Here is a 1,222-nt window from a genome sequence, read left to right as displayed (position 1 = left end):
GGGAAGTATATTTTAAAGAGCCACATCTATAGAGCTTGATCTTAGTGTTAACAATCCGGTCTGTACAGCAGTCATTGCGTCCATCCAGTATGAGGCGGGTTATAAAATAGGCTGCTGGTAATTTTATTTTAAAGCCCCAGTCGCCTGAGGGGTTTCCGTTGCGTTTTGCATGAAAAGAACCTGAGTGAACATTGTCCACACCATCAAACAGCGAGGTAAAATCACCCCAACGGTTTTGAGAGTTTATAAATGAAAAAGTTATATTGTTAACCCCAATATGGTCTTTTATTAACCTAGGATAAGTAATGTTGTTGTTGTATTTAATTTTTCTCCAAATTGAGCCGTCAAATAAGTATAGCCCTGGAATTATATTGCAATTTGAAGACAGGTTGTAAACTATCAAGCCTTCTGCGGGAGAAGGGATGGTAGAGGTGTCTGTAACATTTGTAAGGGACACTCGCGTTAGCAAAAAACCGCTATTGTCGGATTTTAGTTCTAAGATCGAAGAACTATCGGGGTCTGCGGTGCCAATCCCAACTTGGGCAACAGTAAAGTTTGGGAAGATCAGCAAAATCAAGATAAAGGTCCTGATGATCATTTTGTAGATATATTTTTAATTAGCCAACATAGTTTGGTACACCAAAAGTATCAAATCATCAACAGATACCTGCTGCTATTGTGATCAACGGTAGTTGCCCCGTTCTTTACGGCCATCACTGCAAAGGGGTTGTATTAGGAATGGGGTTGATTAAGTGGCTGAAAAACAAAGCTTTAATTTGTATTTTTTTTAAAAAAGATTTGAGGTGTTTTTAGTCGTAAAGCTTGAAAGCTTTGTAACTAACGGGCAGGAGTCCTTGGATTATGTGGTAGTGGTTTTTTCAATTCCCGTTCCCTTAAGATAGTAAAGGGAATGCGTAACTAGAACATTTAAAGATATTTACCTTTAGTTACACCTTCGGTAGGTTTTAACGGAAGCCTAATTCATGTTGAGAAATTTAACAAGCTCGAGGTATTTTCTTTTTGATATGGGAAGTGATTGGCCATTCTTTAGTTTACAAACATGGCCCTGCTTTTTATCAATCTCTGTGATGGTATTTAGATTAACTATATAAGTTTTATGTATCCTAAAAAAAACATTGGAAGGAAGAAGCTTTTCATAGTCTCCAATATTTTTGCAAGAAACCAGCGTTGTCCCATCGGTTAAATAAAATTCGGTATACCT

General features: G+C 37.4%; 1 protein-coding gene and 1 pseudogene. Both read right to left on the bottom strand.

Annotated features, from left to right (window positions below):
- Positions 1–598, bottom strand: a pseudogene (locus tag FVB9532_RS19290) (hypothetical protein); the annotation flags it as partial.
- A gap of 378 nt (positions 599–976) precedes the next feature.
- Positions 977–1,222: LytR/AlgR family response regulator transcription factor (locus FVB9532_RS19285; protein ID WP_194716600.1), on the bottom strand; the 246-nt coding region annotated here is incomplete at its 5' end.

Origin of the sequence: Mesonia oceanica (genome assembly GCF_902499555.1) — a bacterium.
GTDB classification, from domain to species: Bacteria; Bacteroidota; Bacteroidia; order Flavobacteriales; family Flavobacteriaceae; genus Mesonia; species Mesonia oceanica.
The sequence above is the reverse complement of the archived record's forward strand: the minus strand, read 5'-3'. Positions and strand labels throughout refer to the sequence as shown.